The sequence below is a fragment of the Streptomyces sp. NPDC127084 genome, from assembly GCF_042724175.1.
GTDB lineage: Bacteria > Actinomycetota > Actinomycetes > Streptomycetales > Streptomycetaceae > Streptomyces.
In genome coordinates this window covers 22,640-42,719 of sequence record NZ_JBHXFA010000053.1, presented here as the reverse complement: position 1 = coordinate 42,719, position 20,080 = coordinate 22,640, and the positions used below count along the sequence as shown (strand labels likewise).

General features: G+C 68.4%; 15 protein-coding genes and 1 pseudogene. 1 reads left to right on the top strand and 15 read right to left on the bottom strand.

Going from position 1 to position 20,080, the window contains the following annotated elements; translation table 11 throughout:
* The 14 genes and pseudogenes from ACFWI9_RS15070 to ACFWI9_RS15005 form a co-directional block, all read right to left on the bottom strand.
* A pseudogene (locus ACFWI9_RS15070) lies at positions 1 to 197 on the bottom strand (hypothetical protein); the annotation flags it as partial.
* A complete protein-coding gene (locus tag ACFWI9_RS15065) occupies positions 194 to 1,471 on the bottom strand; it encodes an MCE family protein (RefSeq protein WP_387162043.1) in 1,278 nt (425 codons plus the stop codon). The gene ACFWI9_RS15065 and the pseudogene ACFWI9_RS15070, both read right to left, overlap by 4 nt.
* The gene (locus tag ACFWI9_RS15060; protein ID WP_387162041.1) at positions 1,468 to 2,760 is read right to left on the bottom strand and encodes an MCE family protein; all 1,293 of its coding nucleotides are present in this window, start codon (positions 2,758 to 2,760) and stop codon (positions 1,468 to 1,470) included. Before ACFWI9_RS15060 ends, ACFWI9_RS15065 begins: the two co-directional genes overlap by 4 nt.
* Positions 2,757 to 3,914 carry an MCE family protein gene (locus ACFWI9_RS15055; protein ID WP_387162049.1) on the bottom strand — a complete coding sequence of 386 codons (1,158 nt, stop codon included), beginning with the start codon at positions 3,912 to 3,914 and terminating at the stop codon, positions 2,757 to 2,759. Before ACFWI9_RS15055 ends, ACFWI9_RS15060 begins: the two co-directional genes overlap by 4 nt.
* 17 nt (positions 3,915 to 3,931) lie before the next feature.
* Positions 3,932 to 4,915: an MCE family protein gene (locus ACFWI9_RS15050; protein ID WP_387162040.1), complete on the bottom strand. Its 984-nt coding sequence runs from the start codon at positions 4,913 to 4,915 to the stop codon at positions 3,932 to 3,934.
* On the bottom strand, positions 4,912 to 5,955 hold the full coding sequence (locus ACFWI9_RS15045) for an MCE family protein (RefSeq protein ID WP_387162038.1): 1,044 nt from the start codon (positions 5,953 to 5,955) through the stop codon (positions 4,912 to 4,914). The genes ACFWI9_RS15050 and ACFWI9_RS15045 overlap by 4 nt, the downstream gene beginning before the upstream one ends.
* Entirely contained in the window at positions 5,952 to 7,172 is a 1,221-nt protein-coding gene (locus ACFWI9_RS15040; protein ID WP_387162036.1) for an MCE family protein, read from the bottom strand. Before ACFWI9_RS15040 ends, ACFWI9_RS15045 begins: the two co-directional genes overlap by 4 nt.
* A 5-nt stretch (positions 7,173 to 7,177) precedes the next feature.
* Positions 7,178 to 7,996, bottom strand: a complete 819-nt coding sequence (locus ACFWI9_RS15035) for an MlaE family ABC transporter permease (RefSeq protein ID WP_387162047.1) — start codon at positions 7,994 to 7,996, stop codon at positions 7,178 to 7,180.
* A gap of 11 nt (positions 7,997 to 8,007) precedes the next feature.
* Positions 8,008 to 8,778, bottom strand: coding sequence for an MlaE family ABC transporter permease (locus tag ACFWI9_RS15030; protein WP_387162034.1), 771 nt, complete (start codon positions 8,776 to 8,778; stop codon positions 8,008 to 8,010).
* Complete coding sequence (locus tag ACFWI9_RS15025) at positions 8,775 to 9,737, bottom strand: ABC transporter ATP-binding protein (RefSeq protein WP_387162032.1); 963 nt, start codon at positions 9,735 to 9,737, stop codon at positions 8,775 to 8,777. Before ACFWI9_RS15025 ends, ACFWI9_RS15030 begins: the two co-directional genes overlap by 4 nt.
* Positions 9,738 to 9,885: 148 nt before the next feature.
* Positions 9,886 to 10,884 carry a sigma-70 family RNA polymerase sigma factor gene (locus ACFWI9_RS15020; RefSeq protein ID WP_387162030.1) on the bottom strand — a complete coding sequence of 333 codons (999 nt, stop codon included), beginning with the start codon at positions 10,882 to 10,884 and terminating at the stop codon, positions 9,886 to 9,888.
* Positions 10,885 to 11,257: 373 nt separating this feature from the next.
* A complete protein-coding gene (locus ACFWI9_RS15015) occupies positions 11,258 to 12,769 on the bottom strand; it encodes a DUF6056 family protein (protein WP_387162028.1) in 1,512 nt (503 codons plus the stop codon).
* 375 nt (positions 12,770 to 13,144) lie between these two features.
* Positions 13,145 to 13,777 (bottom strand): ricin-type beta-trefoil lectin domain protein, encoded by a 633-nt coding sequence (locus ACFWI9_RS15010; RefSeq protein ID WP_387162025.1) that lies wholly within the window; start codon positions 13,775 to 13,777, stop codon positions 13,145 to 13,147.
* Between the two features lie 1,214 nt (positions 13,778 to 14,991).
* Entirely contained in the window at positions 14,992 to 16,728 is a 1,737-nt protein-coding gene (locus ACFWI9_RS15005; protein ID WP_387162023.1) for a SpoIIE family protein phosphatase, read from the bottom strand.
* An 864-nt stretch (positions 16,729 to 17,592) separates the two neighbouring features.
* Between ACFWI9_RS15005 and ACFWI9_RS15000 the strand changes: the two genes are divergently transcribed.
* Entirely contained in the window at positions 17,593 to 18,402 is an 810-nt protein-coding gene (locus tag ACFWI9_RS15000; RefSeq protein WP_387162022.1) for a hypothetical protein, read from the top strand.
* A 262-nt stretch (positions 18,403 to 18,664) separates the two neighbouring features.
* Here ACFWI9_RS15000 and ACFWI9_RS14995 read toward each other — a convergent pair whose 3' ends face one another.
* Positions 18,665 to 20,059 (bottom strand): FAD-dependent oxidoreductase, encoded by a 1,395-nt coding sequence (locus ACFWI9_RS14995; protein WP_387162021.1) that lies wholly within the window; start codon positions 20,057 to 20,059, stop codon positions 18,665 to 18,667.
* Positions 20,060 to 20,080: the final 21 nt, after the last annotated feature.

The window sequence follows — 20,080 nt, the reverse complement described above, 5'->3', positions numbered from 1 at the left end:
AGGATGTCCTGGCGGCGCTCGTCCTCCGTTCGCTGTTCGTGTACCTGAAAGCCCAGCCAGACGGCGAGGACCGTCGTGACGACGGCCGCGGCTGCCAGCGAGACGGGCATCGCGCTGCCACGGCGGGCGGCCTCGGCCGTCCTCGACCACAGCCGGTGCGGCAGCCGCGCCGCGCGCCCTGCGAGGCCTTCTGTCATGCCATCGGTCCGACGAGCAGCCATTGCCACGAGTCCTTTCCGTATGCGCTCTGTTCGCCGCCGGTCGAGCCGATCTCGACAAGCGTTCCGTCCGGGCCCGCGGCCGTGCCGGTCTCGGGGTCGTACGGGGTGACATGGGCGGCCCGGCCCGCGCCGGAACCGCCGTGACCCGAAGGGCCGGGGGCGTTCTGCGCGCCGCGCACCGAGGTGGGGCCGCCGCGCGGGGCCGCGCAGTGCGCCCCGGTGTTCGCGGGCCGGTCACTCGTGTCCGCCGGGTCGCGCCGCTGGGTCCCGTATCCCTGTCGGCACGGCGGCGGTTCGCCGGCGTTGACCACCATCCCGAAGTGGGTGGTGCCGTCGCCCGGGAGCACGGTGTAACTGCCCGCCACCACCACGGGGAACGTGACCAGGGCCTGCTCCACACCGGGCAGCCGTGCCACCGTGATCTGGCCGCCGCTGATCAGATTGGCCAGCAGCACCGGCAGATGGGGCCGGGTCGCCGTCAGCAGCGAGTTCACCTCCTGTGCCGCCGGAGCGCCGGAGCCGATCAGCTTGCGGATGTCGCCGTCGCTCGACTTCAACTCGGCGGAGAGCGCCGCGAGGTCGCGGGAGAAGGAAGTGATGGCGGAACCCTTGTCGGCCTGTGTCTTGAGGACCTTCCGTGAGTCCTCGATCAGCGAGACCGTCTGCGGAAGGGACCGGGAAGCGGACTCGACCAAGGCGTTGCCCGAGTCCACCAGCCGGCTCAGCTCGGGTCCCGTACCGGCGAACGCCTTGCCCAGTTCGTCCACCGTGATCCGCAGGTCCTCCTTGCCGACGGAATTCACCAGCCGGTCCAGACTGAGCACAAGGTCCGTGGTGGGCATCGGCACCCTGGTGTCGCCTCGGGTGATGGTGCTGCCGTCGCGCAGGTAGGGGCCGCCCGGGGCCCGCGGCTGCAGATCGACGTACTGCTCACCGACCGCCGAGCGGTTCGCCACCACGGCCACGGTGTCCGCCGGAATGTTCGGCCCGTCCTCGATGTCCAGTGCTATCGAGACCCCGTCCCGGCCGGTGAGTCGCAGCTCCCCGACACGTCCCACGGGTACACCACGGTAGGTGACCTCGGCGCCGGGGAAGACGCCTCCTGAGTCGGCGAAGTCGGCCCGTACGGTGTACCCGCGGTCGAGGAGGGCGTCGGCCAGCCCCGTGTAGCGGACTCCCACAAACGACACGCCGACGGCGGTGACCGCGGCGAAGGCGAGCAACTGGATCCTGACCGTACGTGTGATCACGGCTGCATCCCCTTCAGCATCAGTTCCGCGAGAGCGAGGTCGACCCCGGGCGGGAAGCGGCCCTCAGCCCGGGTGCCGTACGACACATGGCTTCCGGTGCACACAGGCGGGCACAGCGGGGCGCCGTCCGAGGCCGGCGGTGGAGTGCCGGGCACGACCGGTGACGGCAGCGAAGTCGGCCGGGGGACTCCGGGTACCTCGGGTACTCCCGGGATCTCGGGTACGGGAACGTCGGGGACATCCGGTTTCCTCGGGGCGCCCGGTTTCCCGGGCCTTTCGCCGAGGTTCCCGTAGATGCCCGCCAGATCGAGATCTGCGGTGATCCTGAGATTGACGTAGTCGCCCTTGATGGCGTCTGTCGCGTTGCGCGGGAACGGGTACGTCGTCATGAGTTCCAGGGCGTTGGGCAGATCGCTGCCCGCTTTGTTCAGCTGTTCCAGGATCGGCCGCAGACTGCGCAGATTGGCCACCACGTCGTCGTGCGACGCGTTGACCACCTTCGTGCCGGTCTCCCCGAGTCGCGACAGGGACGTGAGCATCGACGTCAGCTTGGCCCGCTGGTCGGCCAGCACCTTCAGCGCGGGCGGGACGGTGTCGACGGCCTGGGCGATCGTCGTCTTCTCCCGCCCGAGCCGCATCGCCAGCCGGTCGATTCCGTTCAGCGCTCGGACGATCTCCTTGCGCTGGGCGTCGAGCCCGCCGACGAAGGTGTCCAACTCGGCCAGCAGGGACGCGACCCGGGTCTCCCGGCCCTCCAGGGCCTTGTTGAGCTCCGTGGTGATCGTCTTGAGCTGGGCCACCCCGCCGCCGTTGAGCAGGGCGGACAGCGCGGACAACACCTCTTCGATCTCGGGGTTGCGGCCGCTGCGGGACAGCGGGATCCGGGCCCCGTCGCCGAGTCTGCCGACGGGCGCCGCGTCCACCGGCGCCGACAGCGACACGTACTTCTCGCCGAGCATGCTGGTCTGCCGCAACTCGGCGACCGCGTTGCCGGGAAGCGTCACCGACTCCGAGATGCGCAGACCGACCCGGGCGTGCCAACCGCTCAGCTCCACCTTCTCGACCGACCCCACGGTGACGTCGTTGACCTTCACCGCGGACTGCGGTACGAGGTCGAGAACGTCCTTGAACTCGACGGTGATCCGGTAGACGTCGCCGTCGGTGGCCGCTCCGCCGGGCAGCTCGACGTCGTGCAGACCGTCGAAGTCGCAGCCCGACAGCAGCAGCGAACCAGCCGCCGCCCATACGGCCGCACTCGTACGGAGCAGCCTCCTGCGCTCCACGCTCATGCGCCCGCCTCCAGGATTCCGCCAAGCGTCCGGTCGACGGAGCCGGTGCCGGACACGGGCCGGGTGCCGCCCGGTCCGAGCTCAGGCAAGGAGTCGAACAGCTTTTCCAGGTCCCGGCAGTCCGCCGCCTTGCCGTCCCCGGTCGTCCTGAGCACCGAGCACAGCAGCGCGGCCGGGTCCTGCGGGTGGTCCGGGTTGTTGCGGGTGTCGAGGGTTCCGGAGGCCGGGTTGTAGGCGTTCTGCAGATTCGAAAGCCCCGCCGGGGCCACCTCCAGCAGTTCGGCCAGCGCCGCGCGCTGGGTGACGAGCACCTTGGTGACCTTGCTGAGGCCCTCCACATTCGACGTCAGCGACTTCTTGTTCTCCTTCACGAAGTCGGAGACATCGGCGAGTGCCACGCCCAAGTGCCGCAGTGCCAAGGCAAGGTCCTTGCGTTCCCCGGCGAGCTGGTCGGCCACGGTGGCCAGGCTGTCGTTGAACGACCGGACGCTCTTGTCGTCGGCGCCCAGCGCGGCCGTGAAGACCTGCAGATTGCGGACCGTGCCGAACAGGTCCTGTCTGCCGTCGGACAGTGTGGTCACGGCCAGCGAGAGATCCTCGACAGTCCCGTGCAGGTTCTCACCCTGCCCCTCGAGGTTGTCCGCACTCACGCCGAGCAGCCGGGACAGCGAACCGTCCTTGTTGGCTCCGCGCGGGCCCAGGGCCTCGGCCGTCGTGTGCAGACTGGCGAAGACCCGGTCCAGTTCGACGGGTACAGCCGTGCGCTGCTCCGCGATGACATCACCGCTGCGCATCGCCGGCCCGGACCGGTACACCGGCAGCAACTGGACGTAACGGTCGCTGACCACCGAGGAGTTGATGATCGCCGCCTTGGCGTCGGCGGGCACCTTCCGGTCGGCCTCGTACTCCAGTTCCACCCGTACCCGGCCGCCTTCCGGAGTGATCGCCTTGACCTCACCGATCCGGACGCCCAGCACTCGCACATCGGAACCGGGATAGACGCCGACCGTGCGCGGGAAGTACGCCGTGACCCGGACCGGGTCGGGCTTCGGCCATACGACGAAGGCGACCGCGGCGACGACCGCCAGTGCGGCGGCCAGCGCCGCCCGGCGCGGCAGGCGCCTGCGCGGCCCAGCCGAGGCCGCCAGACGCATACGGCGCAGACGCGAGCTCATGAGGAACCTCCGGTACGCGGGACCACCGGGGCGGCGACCATGTTCTGGATGTAGCTGTCGAACCAGCGGCCGTTGCCGAGGGTGTTGGTGAAGACCCGCACATAGGGCGCGAGCAGCCTGACGCTGCGGTCGAGACCGGCCTGATTGCGTTCGAGCATGGTGACCACCGAGTTCAGGCCCGTGAGCGCCGGTCCGATCTCCTTGCGGTTGTCCTGGACGAGACCGGACAGTTGGATGCCGAGGGCGGCCGAGCTCTTCAGGAGCGCGTGGATGGCCGCCCTTCGCCTGGAAATCTCCTTGAACAGCGCGTCGCCGTCCTTGACGAGTTTGGAGAACTCGCCCGAGCGTTCGGCCAGCACACCACTGACGCCGTTGGCGTGGCTGAGGAGTTCACGCAGAGCCTCGTCGCGGGTGGCGACCGTACGGGAGATCTTCGACAGGCCCTTGATGGACGCCCGCACCTCGGCGGGGGAGTCCTCGAAGGTGGTGGAGATGGTCTCCAGGGCAGTCGCCAGCCGTTCCGTGTCGACCTTCTCCGTCGTCGTGGTCAGATCGCTGAAGGCCTCCACCACGTCGTACACGGAGGTCGTCCGGTTCAGTGGGATCTCGCTGCCCGGTGCCAGCTGCCCGGACCCCTTCGGCGTTAGCGCCAGGTACTTGGCCCCCAGGATCGTCTTGACGCGGATGGCGGCGCCGGTCCTGGTGCCGAACCCGGGGCCCCCGCTGACCCGGAAGACCACCTTGACGTGGTCTCCGTCCAGATCCACCTCGTCGACCTTGCCGACCTTGACCCCGGCGATACGGACCTCGTTGCCGGGCTTGAGACCGCCCGCTTCGGAGAACGCCGCACTGTAGGTTTCCCCGTCGCCGATGAGCGGGAGGCCGTCCGCGTTGAACGCGGCGACGGCGAGGAGCGCGAGTGCGGTGAGGCCGACCGCCCCTATGACCACGGGATTGCGTTCACGGAACGGCACCGTCATGTGCACCTCGCACGGGCGACGTGGAATTCGGGGGTGAGGACCTCCCGGGTCTTCGGCAGCACGATCCGGCCGTCGAAGTCGCAGAGGTAGAAGTTGAACCAGGAGCCGTAGGAGGCCGTACCCGTCAACTTGTCGAGTTTGTTCGGCAGCCGCTTCAGCACGCCCTCCACCGTCTTCTCGTTCTCGTTCAGCGTTCCGGTGAGATCGGTCAGTTCGGCGATGTCGTCGCGCAACGGAGGCCGAGCCTCTGCCAGCAGGCCCGAGGTGGCCTCCGTCAACTCGCCGATGTTCACCAGCGAGTCACCGATGGGCTTGCGGTCGGCCGAGAGACCGGAGATCACCCGCTGCAACTGCTTGACCAGTCCGGAGAGTCGGGCGCCGCGCTCGTCCAGCGTTCCCAACACCGTGTTGAGGTTGTCGATCACCGAGCCGATCAGCTTGTCGCGGTCCGCCAGCGTGGTGGTGAGCGAAGCCGTGTGCGCGAGCAGGCTGTTCACCGTTCCGCCCTCGCCCTGGAGTGTCTTGATGATCTCTGTGGCGAGCTGGTTCACATCCTCCGGGCTCAGCGCGGCGAACAGTGGCTTGAACCCGTTCAGCAGCGCGTTCAGATCGAGCGCGGGCTGGGTCCGGGACAGCGGGATCCGTCCGCCCGGCGGCAGCCTGGTCGAGTCGCCGGCGCCCTCCGTCAGCGCGATGTACCTCTGCCCCACCAGGTTGCGGTAACGGATGACGGCGCCGGTGCTGGTGAGCAGCGGGCGGTCCCGCGTGAGGGAGAAGGTGACCTCGGCGAGAGTGCGGTCCTTTATGCGGATGTCCTCCACCTCACCGACCCGTACCCCGGCCACCCGGATGTCGTCCCCCTTCTCCAGGCTGGTGACATCACTGAACACGGCGCGGTACGTGTGCTCGGGAGAGAAGGAGACGGTGACGATCGTGGCCGCGAGCAGCGTCGTCGCGAGCACCGTCACCACGGCGAACAGACTGAACTTGATCAGCGGCGACGCGATCTGCCTGGCGCTGCCGGCTCCTGCGGACGTCATGCGACACTCACCGCCGTTCCACGGGCCATCGGCCCGAACAGCAGTGTCGCCACCGCGGGCACCTCGTCGGCCGGAACTCCCATGACGGGCGACACGAGAGACCCCACGGCGCGCTGCTCGGACTCGGTGGCGGACGCCTCGTGCACGCTTGACGTGCCGTCGTCGAGCTTGGTGGCAGGCGCCGGGACCCGCGGATGGGGCATCCCGTGGCAGTTGGGCCCTGAACGCTCCGCATAGCGTGGTTCCTCGCCGGGCCGGTACGCCGGCCGGGGCCGGACGACTTCGAGAGTGATGCGCATTTCTCCGCCTCTGAATGCCTGTTCCGACGCGGCCTCCTGCCTCACGAGGCCCTTGAGGAGGCAGGGGTACTCCGGCGCGTAGCGGGCGAACAGCGCCAGGGTGGGACGGGAGACCCGGCCCAGTGTGATGAGCCTCCCGGCGTTCTCGTCGAGAACCTCGTCCGTGGTCCTGGCGACGGTCGCCGTGGAGGTGAGCAGGTCGGCCAACTGGGCCTGCTTCTCGACGATCGTGCGGCTCGTGGCCAGCGTGTTCCGCATGATCCTCATCAGGTCGGGCGCGGCGTCCCCGTACACCTCGGCCACATCGGCGAACCGCGAGATGTCCTCCTTGAGCGAGGGCATATGGGGGTTGATCCGGTGCAGATAGTGCTCCAGGCGGGTGAGGTTGTCGCCGATGCTCTCGCCGCGCCCCTCGAGCGCCGTGGCGAATGCGGAGAGCGTGGCGTTGAGTTCGGCCGGCCGCACCGTGCGCAGCAGCGGCAGCAGGTCGTTCATCAGCTGCTGCAGCTCGATGCCGACGCTGGTGCGGTCCTGGGTGATGACATCCCCCGCGCGGATGTGCCGGGCCGAGGACTCCCGGGAGGTCACGAGGTCGACATACTTCTCACCGAACAGCGTCTTGGGCAGAAGCCTCGCCCGCACGTCGGACGGGATCCGGGCGACGTGTTCAGGCTTGAGCGCGATGTCGAGCGTCGCTTTCTCACCGTCGGCCCGTACCTCCCGCACCTCGCCGACCAGCAGCCCGCGCAGCTTGACGTCAGCCCGGGGCTCCAGCTGGTTGCCCAGTGTGCCCGCCTCAAGGGTGACGCGTACGGCGGAGGTGAACGCCTGTTGGTAGACGGCGACGGACAGCGACAGCAGCAGTGCGATGACGGCGGCGAAGACCGTGCCGTACACCCTCAGTCTCACGATCCGCATCGGCCCTACCCCGCAATCCGTACGGTCGTGTTGGCTCCCCAGATCGCCAGGCTGAGGAAGAAGTCCAGGACGTTGATGGCGACGATGGAGGTGCGTACCGCCCGGCCGACAGCCACGCCCACGCCGGCCGGTCCGCCGCCCGCGTAGTAGCCGTAGTAGCAGTGGACCAGGATGATCACGATGGCGAAGACGATCACCTTTCCGAAGGACCACAGCACGTCGACCGGCGGCAGGTACTGCTGGAAGTAGTGGTCGTACGTGCCCGCGGACTGCCCGTAGTAGCCGGTGGTGATGGTCCGGGCGGCGAAGTACGAGGACAGCAGCCCGACCACGTACAGCGGGATCACGGCGACGAAACCGGCGATCATCCGGGTGGTCACCAGGAACGGCAGCGAGGGGACGCCCATCACCTCCAGAGCGTCGGTCTCCTCGCTGATCCGCATCGCGCCGAGTTGGGCGGTGAATCCGGCCCCGACCGTAGCGGACAGCGCCAGCCCGGCCACCAGCGGAGCGATCTCACGGGTGTTGAAGTACGCGGACAGGAACGCCACGAAGTTGGATGTGCCCAGCTGGTTGAGGGCCGCATAGCCCTGGAGGCCGACCTCTGTGCCGGTGAAGAACGACAGGAAGGCGATCACGCCCACGGTCCCGCCGACGACGGCCAGCGCGCCACGGCCGAAGCTCACCTCGGCCAGCAGCCGCAAAACCTCCTTTTTGTAGCGGCGCAGTGTGCGGCCAGTCCAGGCCAACGAGCGTCCGTAGAAAGAGAGTTGGGTTCCCAGCTCCTCGAGGGAACGGAGCGGGCGCCCCACGAACCGGTTCATCAGAGCCACGGTCAGCCCCTCTGCGGAACGACTTGGAAGTACACGGCGGTCATCACGAAGTTCGTCAGGAACAGCAACATGAAGGTGATCACCACCGACTGGTTGACCGCGTCGCCCACGCCCTTCGGGCCGCCTTTGGCGGTCAGCCCCTTGTAGGAGGCCACCAGGGCCGCGATGGCCCCGAACACCAGTGCCTTCAGCTCGGCAGCCCAGAGATCGGACAGCTGGGCGAGAGTGGTGAACGAGGCCAGATAGGCGCCGGGCGTCCCGTTCTGCAGCACCACGTTGAAGAAGTAGCCGCCGGCCACCCCCACCACCGACACGAGACCGTTGAGCAGCACCGCCACCACCATCGAGGCCAGGACCCTCGGGACGACCAGCCGGTGGATCGGGTCGATGCCCAGCACCTGCATCGCGTCGATCTCCTCACGGATCTTGCGCGCTCCGAGGTCCGCGCAGATCGCGGTGCCGCCGGCGCCGGCGATCAGCAGCGCGGTGACGATCGGCGAGGCCTCCCTCAGCACCGCGAGCACCGAGGCCGCGCCCGAGAACGACTGCGCGCCCAGTTGCCGGGTCAGGCTGCCGATCTGGAGAGCGATGACCGCCCCGAACGGGATGGAGACCAGCGCGGTGGGCAGGATCGTCACACTCGCGATGAACCAGGCCTGCTGGATGAACTCCCGGAGCTGGAAAGGGCGCCTGGGCATCGTCCGCACGACGTCCAGGGCCATCGCGAACAGGCTGCCCGAATGCCGCAGCGCTCCGACCGGGTTGATGCTCATACGTCCGCCACCCTTCCGCGGACCGCGGCCCGCACTTGCCGCAGCGACTCCCGTTCGGCGATCGTCTCCCAGCGCGGCGGACGGTCGATCCCCGCACTGGGCAGCAGCCGCGGGGTCAGCTCGGGCAGACCGGATGGCGACGCCGGATCCGCGTTCGCTCCGAGCTGCGCCAGCTCCTGCTCGACCTGGGCGGCGTCCTTCTCCTCCGCCATGCCGATCGGCCCCTGCATACGTCCGTTCAGGAACTGCCGTACGACCGGTTCGTCGCTGGTCAGCAGCTGTTCCCGGGGGCCGAACATCACCAGCTCCCGGCGGAACAGCAACCCGATGTTGTCCGGCACCTGCCGTGCCGACGCGATGTCGTGGGTGACGATCAGAAACGTGGCATCGATCTGAGCGTTGAGATCGACGATCAGCTGGTTGAGATAGGCCACCCGGACCGGGTCGAGCCCGGAGTCCGGCTCGTCGAAGAGAATGATCTCCGGGTCGAGCACCAGGGCGCGTGCGAGACCGGCCCTTTTGCGCATACCGCCGGATATCTCGCCGGGCAGCTTCTCCTCCGCCCCGATGAGCCCGACCATGTCCATCTTCTCGAGGACGATCCGCCGGACCTCGCTCTCCGGCCTACGGGTGTGCTCGCGCAGCGGGAAGGCGATGTTGTCGTACAGGTTCATCGACCCGAACAGCGCGCCGTCCTGGAAGAGGACGCCGAACAGCTTCCGTATCTCGTACAGATCGTGCTCGCGCAGACCGGTGATGTCCGTGCCCGCGATCCGGATGGAGCCGCGGTCCGGCTTCAGCAGCCCGACCAGGGTCTTGAGGAAGACCGACTTGCCCGTGCCCGAGGGGCCGAGCATCACCGAGATCGCCCCGGCGGGCAGCGTCAGCGAAACGTCCTGCCAGATGACCTGGTGTCCGAAGGACTTGGTCAGTCCTTCCACGCAGATCTCGACACCCATCCGGTTCACCCTTCAGCCGTGGAGCTCCGACATCTGCTCTACGGGGAGGGCGGGCCCGTCCGTCGCTGTTGGGTGGAAGTTTTTTCTGCGCCGAAATCGGGACGCCACGAGCGCGCAACCAGGACGTGGTCCGGGCGGCGCACCAGGCTCAGCGGCTGCGGAGCACCTGCGGCGGTGCGGGCGCGCGCAGCCCGGCGGTGCTCGGTTCGGGCACCTCCGGTGTGTCGCCCGGGTCCGGTGCTGCGGGCAGGTCCGGCACGGGTACCTCCGGCACAGATACCTCCGGCACCGCCGTCACCTCGGGGATGCCCGGGACGGCGGGCGCGGTCAGGGGCACCTGGGGCACCTGGGGCAGCGCGGGTACGAGGGCACGGCCGTGCCCGGACGGTCCTGGCCGGGTGGTGGTGGACGACCGCCCGGGACCCCGACCGTCAGCAGGCGTGGACGCGGTGGGGCCCGCACCGGGAACCGTCTCCGCGGCCTCTGAGACAGAGGGGGAGGGGCGCCGCGAGGAGGGACCTTCCGCGTCATGGGCGTAGGGCAGGATCAGCCCGGCCATCGCCAGGGTCGCCGCGGTCGAGGCCACAGCCACCGCCGGGGTGTTCCCGCCCTGACGGCCCCGCCCGATCACCCAGAGCGCCACGCCCAGCGTGGCCGCCAGCGAATTGCGTAGCGTCCGGCGGGCCCGCGCCAGAAGGGACTCGACCGTCCGGTAGCTGAGGCCCATCCTCAGAGCGACCTGGCTGACGTCGAGGTCCTCCGACTTCAACCGCAGCGCCTCGGCCTGGCGGGCCGGGAGTTCCTCGCTCCGCACGGCCAGCCACTTCGCCTCGGCACGGTCGCAGACCGCCTCCTCCACCGGCACCGGAACCGGTGCGAGCAGAGTGGGACTGCTTCGCACCTCGGTCTCACGGTGGACCTGCCGGTAGCGGTCCACGCACAACCGCATGGTCACCGTAGTCAGCCAGGCGCCCAGCCGCTCATCGTCCAGGTGGGGGTTCTCGGCAGCGCGGAGCATTGCCTCGTGGACGGCGTCCTCGGCGTCCTCCACGCTCATCGACCTTCGGCGCGCCACCTTCAGCAGCTGCTCACGGTGACTCCACGCGCGCTGCCACCGCTCGCGGGACGCGTCAGTGTCCGTCGTCATGAGGGCCCCTTCGCTCTCACCGGCCGGGCAGGTGCATAGCCCGGCACGGGGGAGATTACCGCCGGGTATCGCGCGTTGTAGAGGGGTGGACGGGTATCGATTCCCTTCCGTTGCCCGGCCGTCCGTCGCTGGTCAGAGCCCCGCGCGGTTGTCTGGTGCCCGCTTTGTGCTGCAACGGTCTTTCGGTCGATGGGCATGGCGGTGGCTGCCTCGCCGCTGTTGGTGCGGGTGCTGGTGACCAATACGAGCCCCCCGCTGCGCTGGCTGCCGGTGGCCTGGTCGCACCGTGCCGTTCCTCCTCGCCCGCCAAACCATCACCCGAGGGTGCCCGCCCGACAGAGTTCCGGTGCACACCCCGGGAATGCCGCTCCGGTCAAGGAAGCGTCTCCGAGCGAGTGACCGCGTCCAGACGGTAGTAGTCGGCGACGCAGCGGGCCGGCCAGGCCAGGCGCCCCCCGTCACCGAAGGGCTCCAGCATCCCGCTGACCGGCAGGCGCGCGTATGGCAGCACTCGGGCCCCCTGTGCCGCCCCGGCACGCAGCCACCGGTCCTGACGGTCCCATCGCTCTGCCCTGACACGCATGTCGTCGCCCAGCCGGATGAGCGGGCCCGCCAGGGCCGCGACGGCACACGCGTACAACACGACCGCCCCGGCGAGGGCGGTGTGCCGTCGTCGTGGCCGTGCCCGCCGCAGAGAGCGTCCCAGCGATCCCCCCAGGATCACGAGCAGCAGCACGTACAGCAGGAGGTAGTCGTTCCACGTGCGTTCGGCGGACACCACCCGGCTGCCGAAGACCGGATAGGTGACCACGGTGCACAGGTAGCCCGACACGAGAAAGGCGGTCGCGCAGCCGGCGGCCGGCAGCAGCGGCCCGTACCGTGGAGCCCGCCGGGCGCCGTTCGCGCAGGGCGTCGTCAGCAGGCCCAGCAGCACTCCGGCGGCAAGGGCTCCCCCGTACTGCCAGGTCGCCAGAACCGTCTCCAGGATCCTTGCGAACGCGCGTACCGCGGCGATGAGGGTGTCCGGGGCGAACGCGGACATCCCATCGGTGCCGTAGCGCTCGCGTCTGCGGCTCGCCCCGGGTGAGGTCAGCAGTACGGCCGTGCCCGTGCCCACCGCGGCCATGCCGAGCAGTGCCCAGCGACGCAGGAAGCGCAGGTCCCGCCCGGTGGTGAGACGCCGGCTGAGCAGGACAAGACCGGACAGCACCACCAGAGCGACGACCGACGTCTCCTCCGACAGGGTGCCGATGAAGATCCCGGCCACAGCGACAGCGGCCAGGGCCGCGTTCCTGCCCTGCGGGCTGCGGGCCGTGAGCGCCGGCAGGGCGGCCGCGCAGGCGAGCACCGGTGCCACTGTGTGCGAGACGGAAGCGGCGGGCCAGTAGTACGTCTTGTACGTATTGGTTGTGGCGAAGAGGAACACCGCCGTGACCAGGGCCGCGACGAGGAGCGGCAGTCCACACGGCGTCTCCAGGCCGGCCCGGTGCAGCAGCCGGCATGTGAGGGCCCACAGCAGGATCAGCACGAGCGTGCCGCTGACGAACCCGAACCACTGGTGCCCCGCGACCGGGAACCGCGCGTACAGCCCGACGAGCAGGCCGTTGGCGATCCGGCCGTTGTCCTCGACGTAGAACTTCCCGATCAGCCCCGCGATGCCGAGATCACGCACGACCGGCAAGAAGCACCAGTCGTCCGCACTGGGCCGGACATGACGGCCGAGCCAGGCCGCGAGCGCGAGCAGCCCGAGTGGCAGCACACTCAGACCCGCCGAGAGCAGAGCCGGCCACGGAGGCAGTCGGCGCCGGCGCGGCCGCCCTCCGTGCGCGCCACCCGGCCGGTCCGCGGTTCCCGTGCCGGTCGTCGTGGATGCTCCGAAGGCCATGCCTGCCACTGGACCGCCGACCACCGGAGCCCGCAACCGGTCACGGTCATACGGCTCAGCGGATGCGGGTCGAAGCCACGGTGCGAGAGGCGTCAGGGCGTGGGTGGTCTCGCCGACCGTGCGCTGTCGATGGCAGGGACCTGCGGCATCAGCCGACCGATTGTGCGCCGGCGCCGGTGGTGGGCACAGGTGTCCTGGCGGATGCACCGAGCTCCGGCTCGCCGACCGTCCACCCGGGGTGTTTCCACGGGCGGCGCGCGAGTGACCCGTACGCGGGGCAGCGCGGCACCGCCCGGCCACCGCGTGGGCAGCACGGAGCGACGAGCAGCAGGCTGTGATCCGGGCTGCCTGGACCAGCGGTCGGGCGTAAGCCCGTCAACGACCCTCGGTAGATGCGCGCCACACCTGGTTGCCACCGCCGCCGCAATCCCACAACTGGATCGGTGTTCCGGGATCGGTCCCCGCGTTGAACGCGTCCAGGCAGAGAGAGCCTTGCCGAACGCTGCCGTCGTCGAGGATGGCCCAGCGCTGGTGCCGATCCCCGTTGCATTCCTCGGCGACCACGACAGACCCGCGTGTCCCTCCGCCGGGCACGCCGGCGCACAGACCGGTGGCGATCCGGAGCTCTTGGGCGCTGCCATGGGTGAACAACTGGGCGGCTCCGCCGTCACATGCGGCAAGTTGCAACCGTGTGTTGGAGGCATCAATGCACAATGCCGATGCGGCACCCACGTAGGCGACACCTGCGGGGCTGCTGGATACCTCAGGTTCGGCGCTGGGCCGTACGGTCGCCTTGCTGGGCTTCGATGCGGACGCTGATGCGGACGGGGACGGGTCGGTGGTCGTACGAGGGGATGCGGTTGCTGTACCGGCCCCGAGACCTCCGGCGACCCCTGCCAAGGGGAGCCCTGCCGGCGGTCGCAGGGCATCGGAGGGCAGCGCCCCAATGGGGCGCTGCTCCTCGTCACCGAAGACCAGGACCGCGCTCGTCAGGACGGCCGTGCTCACGCCGACGAGCAACAAGGTGCGGATCCGGCGGGCGGTTGACGATTTCGGCGAGATGGATCCTCCCGCTATGGCCGGAAGCTCTGTTCGGTCCGCGGCACGACCGTGCCCGTGGCCCCGGTGAGGTGTGGGCGCACCGGGGATCTGCTCATCCTCGAAGGCAGCCACCCACGCCTCATCGAGCGGTATGGGTGCGGCGGGGTGAAACACGCTCGGCGAAGGCGCCGCCGTGCGGTTCCCGGGAGAAAGGGGGCGACTCGCTTCTCCAGCGGCGTGATCCAAGCCGTCGGCGTCGTTGCCCGATGCTGGGTTGTGAGGGCTGCGTTCTGCGCTCATTACCTCTGACTTCCTCTTGTGCGTGATACGGCTGCCGCCCGGTCGGCCCCAGGGGCTCAGTGGTGTCGCAGACGCTTCCTCGGAATCGTTGAGGGTGACGGCCACCGTCCGCGCTGCGAGACGTCGGGCCGTTGCTGTGACTGGCGGGGCAGGGAGAAGGCCTACACCGCTGCTGCGCGTGCCGGCTGTCCGGGCGCGGTTCTTGCCTCAGCTGGCATCGAAGGGCCGAACGTCCCTCGTCGGCCCCTCCTGTGCTGTAGCGATCCCGTGGAGAACCGCATCGGCGAGGAACAGCGTCCCGGGCCCGGTTAAGCTCCGCCGCCAGTCGCGATCCTCCATGGGGGCGCGCGGAGGATCCAGCGGTGCCCCGCGGGTCATCCGCCCACCCCTTGTCGCACTCATCGGCCCCGATCACGTTCGCCCCGGCGGCTGGCGCAGTACTCAGATGCCCCATGGCCCCAGCGACCGCCAGGATATCCGGAACACGCGCTTCGGCCGATCGCCGGGCAGCACGGCTCTGGGGCGGGACGGCGAGCGGAATCGGGAGGGAGCGCCGTCACGTTGGCAGCACGACACCAGCGTGCTGGGCGCTCTCAATTCGGGGATGACGATGAACCCGACACCGGGCGGTGGAAGAGGCTTTCCCTAAACACCCGGACGCTGACGTGATCCTCGGCTTCCCAGGTCTCGGCGTCCAGCTCGGGGCCGGGTGCTCGCCGAGACCGGCGACGACCGGAACCGCTTCGCCGACGCCCACGGTCGCAAGGCCTGTGCCGGCTCCTCACCTGGCACCAGAGCCTCCGGCAAGAAGCCCAGCGTCCCCCGCCGCTGGGTGAGGAACGACAGACTCAGCCACGCGGGCTACCTGTGGGCCCTTTCCGCTAATCCTGGCTGGCTGGACTGACAAGGCGAGCCAACAGGATCGCGATGTCGTCGTTGCGGTGCGGTGCTCTCTGTACGCCGGTGATCAGGTTGTCAGCCAAGACCTCGAGGTCAGCCGTTTCGGCTCCTGCCAACCCGGCCAGCAACGCCTTGATGCCCACGCCGATGTCGCCCTCCGATGCCTCCAGCAGGCCGTCCGTAGCGATCGCCAGAACACTGCCGGGGCGGATATCCGTCACCTGTGTCGGGTATCGGGCCTCCGGATCGACACCGAGCGGGGGGCCGCTGAGGAGATCCAAGAGCCGCGGGGGCTCATTCGGGGCAACCAGAGCGGGTGACGGATGGCCTGCCGTGCAGGCTTCCACTGTTCCCTCTGTAGGGCGGATCAGCAGATAACAGCAGGTGGCGAAGAGCTCCTCGTCCGTGGTCGTGTCGAAGTCGACGAGCAGCCGATTGGTTCGTGCGAGTACGGCCGCCGGACCGTGGCCTTCGGACGCATAGGCGCGAACAGCCGTGCGCAGCTTCCCCATAAGAGAGGCAGCGTGCACGTTGTGGCCCTGAACATCTCCGACCACGAGTGCCACAGCACTTTCAGGAAGACAGATGGCGTCGTACCAGTCGCCACCGATGCGCATGCCCGACGTAGCGGCCCGGTAGCGCGCAGCGATCGTCAAACCGGGAACGGCGGGCGGAGCGGCAGGCAGCATGCCGCATTGCAGGTCAGCGGCCAGAGCGTGCTGTAACTCGTACATCCTCGCCCGCTCGAGAGACTGGGAGAGCAGCCCTGCGACGGCAACGAGGAGCCCCCTCTCCTCGGGATCGAACTCCTGAGGCGAGGGAAAACCCACCAGGCAGACTCCGATGGGCCCCTGCGCATCCGTCATGGGAATCGCCGCCCACGCGCGGCCGCGAGAGCCCTCGGCCGCTTGCCGCCACTGCGGGTACCAGGCGGCCAGTTGCGCTGCCGAGGTGACGAACACCGGGGCTTGGCGCGCAAGGGCGTCGTGTACGGGGGAGTGCATGTCGGAAACCAAACCGCAGGCAGCGGCCAGCTCTTCTTTGTCACCGCACGTGACGAGGACGGGCGAGTCACCGGTCGGGGACACCACGGCGAGTCCGTCCGCGCCAAAGTCCCGGAGCTGGCCCTCTGTGGCCTCCAGGATGTCCTTGACCGTCGCGGCGGCCGCGAGCGCAGTGGTGAACCGCTGCATGCGGCGAGTGCGGATCGTCCGTTCGTGCAGGCGTCGTTTCTCGGCTTCATGACGCTCATGCGTGGCCGTGGTGTCCATCACCATGCCCACCAACTTCGTCGGTACGCCGGACCCGTCGGCCAGCATTCGCCCGCGGGCCTCCAGCGAGCGCCAGACACCGTCACATGCCGGGACTCGGTAAGCGATCTGGTAGTTGCCGCCGGACTCGGTCATCGACTGCAGCGCGCCGATGAATTCGGGCAGATCCGATTCGGGAATCCTCGATAGGAAGGTTTCCAGGTGCGGTGTACTGTCCTCGGGCAGGCCGTGAAGGCGGAAGGTAGGAGGGTCGCAATCGATCTGGCCGGTGGTGACGTCCCAAGAGAAGAATCCCGCCTGGACCGGGCTGGCCCTTGGCTGGAACACAGAATCCGATTGCTGCTTGCCGGGATCCCCGGAGCCGGAAGAATCCGTCCGAGGAAATCCGGGGAACAGCGCGGGAGTGGCGAACTCCGCGATGTTTTCGGCGCCGTCTGGCCATGACATGGAGCCAGTCTCTGTCACCGGTTCACTCCGCACGATTGGCAACTGGGCCTCCCCACTTGCAATTTGACGAGCATCCAGCGTAGACCCTGGATGGCCGACTCGTGGGGGCGCGCCCGCCCCTCACACCTGAAAGGGTGAACCGATAACAGCCGGCGACTCTTCTTCGTGGACGCAAGGAGCAGTTCGGCTTTACGTTCGCAAGGGCAGTGGAGGCGCGGTATCTCGCTAGCCAAGCCGCGGTGAAGCGCCGTAACCCTTGTCGGTTTGGTCTTGACCGTCATGCGCGGTCGGCGTCGCCCTCGGCGGTGCCGGATCGGTGGTCTGCCACTCACCGGAGAGTAGTGCCTGGTCCTCTGCTGGCTCACGCCGGAGACCTCGGCGGCCAGGGGTGGACCGTTCCCTCGGTGCCGCACGGCAGCGCCAGGGTGGCGAGTCGCCGAAGCTGATCACGCAAGTACAGGCAGCGAACGTCGGGGTGGGGCGTCAACCAGCGCCGAATAGAACGGGTGTACGCGGCAGGGTTGCTCCGATGCCTGCTTGCTTCGGAGTCGGCGCCCCTGGACCAGCCGATCGGGCGCTCTGATAATCAGGCAAGCCGACTCGCTGCTCAAACTGGTACTCGCTCCAGCGCCGGCTCGAGCCGCTCCGAACCCCAGCGAGGAGAGAAGCGTGCAAAAGTTACTTTTCGACCTCCCCTTTCCCTCCCGAATCAGTCAAGCCGTGAAGTCGGCCGCGACTCATCACTACGAGTGGATCCAAGAGCACGGGCTCCTCAGCCGAAGAGGCCTCGGGGAGTACGTCCGGTGGAACGTACCGGAAGTCGCTGCCCGTTTCTGGCCCCATGCGAGTGGGGCGGACCTGGAGTTGGGTACGGACATCGCCGGCTGGTTCCTCCTGGTGGATGACCAGTTTGATGGACCGCTCGGAGTGCAGCCGCAGAGGGCTGGACGGATCGTCCAGGAGCTCATCGACGTCGTGTACTCACCTCCCGCAGCCGCGGCCAAGAGGAGGCTCAGTGCCGCGGCAAGCGGGCTGGCCTCGTTGTGGGCTCGTCAGATTCACGGAATGTCTGCCTCGTGGCAGCGTCGGTCGGCCCAGAACTGGGAAGACTTCCTCAACGCTTACACCGGCGAGACCATAAATCGTCATGGCGGCATTGTTCCGGATGTCGACGCATACCTCAGTCTGCGTCATAAGGCTGGAATGGAAAATGTGTTGATCGACTGTGCAGAGCGCATCGGTCATTATGAGTTGCCTGAAGCAGTCCTCACCTTGCCTGAAATTCAGATGATGCATAATGCGACCGTTCAGGTCGTCAACGTTGTTCAGGATGCGTTCTCGGTCGCCAAGGAAGAAGCCAGAGGGGACTGTCACAACCTCATTCTCGTACTCCAACACCACCGGAAATACTCCAGAGAGGAAGCCATCGCGGAGAGTCGGTCCATAGTCCGCGGTCACACCGATGAATTTCTGCACCTTAAATCACAGTTACCGACACTTTTCGATTCTGTCGCCCTTCCCTTATCCGATCGGGAGGTCGCCTACATCTTCGTAGATGACCTGCAGTCGCAGATGAAAGCCTGTCACGACTGGTGCCGCCACTCCGACCGCTATTCCCGAGTGATGTCTGCCCGACCTGACGAACCAACCTACCTCGAGGAAATGCGGCTGTGAGGACGCCTGTTGCGCGAATAGGAACACTCATGGCACCGGCCCTGAGAGAAACTCTGTGTTCCTCCCACGCACGCGGCCGCTACGCAACCTGTACCACCGCACGCTCGGCCAGTTCTGCCGATGCCGGGCAGGACGACCCGCTGTTCGGGGTCTGGGCCAACCTCCACCCGATACTCATCACCTTGGCGGGTACAGGCAGGGCATCTGTGAGTGGAGAGGGGCGGTTGTGGCCGGAGCGTGGGTTGCGGCGCCGGCGTCCCGTTCACGACTCGGGGCTGCGCTTGCGGTGGGCCACGGCGGCGGTGGCTATACGTGTGAGGTTACGAGGATGGAAGAGGAGGATGGGGCTGCTGGTCATGTTGGTGACCCTTGCGATGTCTTGGAACATGTCAGGCTCGGTGGGAATGTTCTTGTGCCACTGGTCCAGGTACCACAGGCCCAAGCGGACTGGCAGGGGCGCTCGTGTGTCCTGCCAGGCGCGGTCGGGCAGGGTCGCGATGAGCCAGGGCCAGCGGGTGATGTGGGCCACCCTCTGCTGAAACCCAGTACTCAAACCATCCAGCGGTTCCGCTGCTCGGTCGGTGAGCAGGTCGCGCAGAGCGACGGCCTCCAGGGCCGCGACCGTCATGCCCTGGGCATAGACCGGGTTGAAGGCACAGGCGGCGTCGCCGAGGACGATCAGCCCGTCGGGCCAGGAGGGAAAGCCGTGGTAGTGGCGGCGCTGATTGGCTGTGCGGGCGTAGCGAACCACCGGGGTAAGAGGCTCTGATGCCCGCATGATGTCGTAAAGGCCGCTGGACAGGGATTTCGCGAACGCATCGAACCCGGGCTCGTCACCAGGCGGATGGTCGCCTCCCGCCCCTTGCAGGCTCACCAGGAGCCGGTCGCCCTCGGTTCTGAGGGCGAACGCACCGCGGGAGACATACGGGGCTTGCGGGAGTTCGAAGAGCGCGAGCCAGTCGGCGGGGGTGGCAGGGGCGGCTCGGTAGGTGCGCGAGGCGTAGCCCACGCGCGCGTCGACGATACTCTCGGCGACCTGGGGGAGGCCCAGGTCGAGGAGCCATTCGGGCAGGTGTGAGCCGCGGCCGGAGGTATCGGCGACCAGATCGGCCGGAAGCGTCTCCGTGCCGGTCGAGCGGTCCGCCTGGGGTCGCTGGTGGAGGCGGACGCCGGTGGTCCGACGGCGGTCGTCGCTGAGTGTCAGGCCGGTGACGGTCCATCCCTCGCGAATGTACACACCGGCGATGCGGAGGACCTGGGCGCGGATGATCGTTTCCAGGAGCGGACGGCTGACCATCTGGATGTGGATGCCGGAGTCCAACGGTGGCGGTGAGCCGTACGGGAGTCGCAGACGGCCTGCTCGGCAGAAGTCGGCCAGCGGCGCGCCCGCCGCCGTGAGTGCATCCCGGGTGCCGGGCAGCAGTTGTTCGAACGCCTGGAGGCCCCGGGCCTGCAGTGCGTGTGCGTGGCGTCCCTGAGGCACCCCTTTCCGAGGCCGGGGTTCGGGCGCGAGACGGTCGCGTTCGATGATCGTGACGTGGGCGAAGACATCGCTGAGGACTCGTGCGCACAGGAGTCCCGCGATGCCGGCGCCGATGACGACCGCGTGCTCACGTCCTGAACGGTGGTGCGGGCGGCGTCGGTTCACAGGTCGCATACGCGGGTCTCCTCGTAGGGC